The sequence below is a fragment of the Janthinobacterium sp. GW821-FHT03C08 genome (assembly GCF_059420905.1).
This window is the reverse complement of record NZ_JBWKUP010000042.1, coordinates 1-2,629: the sequence shown is the minus strand read 5'-3', so window position 1 is coordinate 2,629 and position 2,629 is coordinate 1. Positions and strand designations below refer to the sequence as shown.

The window sequence follows — 2,629 nt, the reverse complement described above, 5'->3', positions numbered from 1 at the left end:
AGGACAGCGGGCTGGTGCTGTTGCTGACGCAACAGGCTTTGCGCGCCACGGTGGCGGGCTTTGCCACGATGCCGGTGGTGTACCTGGACGACGCGCAGTGGCTTGAGGTATTGCAGGGTTATCCCGATGAGAACTTGGACACCGTGCGGGGAGCCGACGACAGTTCATTGGCCTATGTGATTTATACCTCGGGTTCTACTGGACGACCCAAGGGGGTAGGGGCTGTTGGGGCAACACTCGTCAACCGGCTGTGCTGGATGCATCAGTGTTTTCCTTGGACTCCTGGCGAGTGTGGGATCCAAAAAACCTCAATGAATTTTATTGATTCGATGACGGAATCATTAGGTCCATTATTGTTTGGAGCGAAGTTATACATTGCGTCGCAGGAGCAGTCTCGCGATGTTAATGCATTATGGAATATCGTAAAAGACCAAGCAGTCACGCGGCTGGTACTTGTTCCGTCATTACTCAACGCCCTTATGGAAGTCGCCAAGCCAACGGATATTCTGCATTTAAAGATGATTATCAGTAGCGGGGAAACCTTGTCTTCCGCTTTGGTCGAGACCGCTAAGGTGGTGTTGCCGGGGGTGCTGATTCTGAATCTGTATGGTTCATCCGAAGTGGCAGGGGATGTTACTTATTATCTCTGCAATAATGAGGATGGCTTGTTCAGTAGTATCCCAATCGGACGTCCTATTTCTAATACGCAAATCTATCTTCTCGACCCGTATGGTCAGGTGGCGCCGCTGGGGGCGATTGGGGAAATTCATATTGGCGGTGATAATCTCGCCAATGCCTATTTGAACTTGCCAGAATTGACCAGGGAACGTTTTATTGCCAATACCCTTGTCGATATGCCTGCCGATCGGCTTTTCAAGACGGGAGACCTGGCACGCTACGCATCGAGCAATGACCTGGAATATGTGGGACGGATTGACGATCAAGTGAAAATTCGAGGTTTCCGTATTGAACTGGGAGAAATTGAAAGCCAGCTTAATCGGCATCCACAGATTAAAACTGCGATCGTTTTGGCCCGGGACGATATCACTGGTGAAAAAAGATTGTTTGCCTATGTTACTTTGATTGCGGAGCCAAAGGCAGGGACGAGTGAATTTTTGAGAGAAGTAAGGATATATTTGCAGAAGAGTATTCCTGAATATATGATTCCTGCTGCTTTTTTAATACTTGATGCATTCCCTTTGAATTCCAACGGCAAGGTGGACAAGAAAGCCTTGCCCGTTCCGGATGGTCGTTGGATGCTGGATGAGTATATCGCCCCATCGACCGAGACAGAGCAGAAACTCGCAGAGATATGGGCATCGCTGTTGCATCTGAAATGGGATGATATCAGCGTTGAGGCTAGCTTTTTTGCCTTGGGTGGCCATTCTCTGCTGGTTATCCGTTTTATATCTGAGGTTAAAAATAGATTCGATATGGAGTTGCAGATTCGAAAAGTATTTGAATTGGGAACAATTGCCCGTATCGCCAGCTTTATCGATGGGTTAATTGAGCACGAGATGATCGTCCGTAAATTTCAATTGTTGGAAGCCAGTGGCTTGAATGAGGTAGAGATCTAAATGCGTATATTGATGAAGAAGTTGGCCGATGCGGGTGTTCAGGTGTACGCAGAAGGTGGAAAATTAAAGATTCGTGCTGTTGAAGCTGGAAGTGCTGATATTTTTCTACCTGAGATACGTCTGAAAAAGGATGAGCTCATTCAATACCTGACTGAAAATGATCAGGCTAGTTTGACATCGAGTGTACGGCGGCCCAAGGTTTTGCCTGTTATGGATAGACCACCGAACGTTGCATTATCCTTTTCCCAGCAGCGGCTGTGGTTCCTGGACCAGCTGGAACAGGGCAGTGCGCACTACAACATGCCGGCGGCGCTGCGCGTGACGGGACACTTCGACGTGGTGCTGGCACAGCAGGCGTTTGCCCGCATCATCGCGCGCCATGAACCGCTGCGCACGGTGTTTGCCAGTGCGGGCGAGGAACCGTGGCAGGTGATACGCGAACAGGTCGATTTTGCCATCGCCGAGACCGATCTGCGCCAGCTGGCTGGCGTGCAGCAGGAACAGGCGGTGCAGGAAGCCGCCGCGGCTGACGCGGCGACGCCGTTCGACCTGGCGTCCGACGTGATGCTGCGCGTGCGCTTCCTGCGCCTGGGCAGTGATGCGGGTGTGTTGCTGTTCAATATGCATCATATCGCCTCGGATGGCTGGTCGATGGGCGTGCTGGTAAAGGAATTCGCGGCGCAGTATGCGGCGCTGGCCGGCGGCGCGCCGGATCCGTTACCGCCGCTGGCGATCCGCTATGCGGACTATGCGCAGTGGCAAAGGGAGTGGCTGAGCGGCGCCGTACTGGACGAGCAGCTCGATTACTGGCAGCGGCAGCTGGCGGATTTGCCGCCGGTGCACGGTTTGCCATTGGATCATGCGCGCCCGGCGCAGGCCGGCTATGCGGGGGCGCGGCATGTGGTGACGAGCAGTCTGGCGACGCAGCAGGGCTTGCAGCGTCTGGCGCAGCGCGAGCAGGCGACGCTGTTCATGGTCTTGCATGCGGCCTTGAGCGTGGTGCTGGCGCGGCATGGCAACAGCGCCGACGTGGTGATCGGCACGCCGGTGGC

2 protein-coding genes are annotated in these 2,629 nt (G+C 53.6%); both read left to right on the top strand.

Features of this window, described 5'->3' with window-relative positions; translation table 11 throughout:
* Window positions 1-1,577: non-ribosomal peptide synthetase (locus tag AC07VL_RS27925; RefSeq protein WP_494808740.1), on the top strand; the 1,577-nt coding region annotated here is incomplete at its 5' end.
* A gap of 210 nt (window positions 1,578-1,787) precedes the next feature.
* Window positions 1,788-2,629, top strand: an 842-nt coding sequence (locus AC07VL_RS27920) for a condensation domain-containing protein (protein ID WP_494808739.1), incomplete at its 3' end; no start/stop codon positions are given.